This window comes from Desemzia sp. FAM 23988 (assembly GCF_045528365.1).
Taxonomy (GTDB): Bacteria; Bacillota; Bacilli; order Lactobacillales; family Carnobacteriaceae; genus Desemzia.
Window position 1 is genome coordinate 1 of the sequence record NZ_JBGQQS010000098.1, and the last position, 254, is coordinate 254.

Sequence of the window (254 nt, forward strand, 5' to 3'; positions counted from 1 at the left end):
GACATCCTCGTTCATTTGTCTTAATAAATATACGTATAACTCTGTTGTTAAACCGAATGAAAGATCTTTAGACGATTCTTCAGCATGAAAATAACCTGTCTTTTCGTATACATTTGGTAGTTCTTTAGTAAGCCCGTTAAAATGGACGCCGATAGCTCCAAATAAAAAAAAGCATGACAAATAGCCTGATTTCATCCATTTTTTTGAAATCAGGCTGCTTTTTTCATATTTTTGGCTGGCTGGCAGCTTTCGAT

1 protein-coding gene is annotated in these 254 nt (G+C 35.0%); it reads right to left on the bottom strand.

Features of this window, described 5'->3' with window-relative positions; all coding sequences use genetic code 11:
* On the bottom strand, positions 1 to 254 hold a 254-nt coding region (locus tag ACEN4L_RS13605), incomplete at both ends, for a hypothetical protein (RefSeq protein ID WP_407097764.1).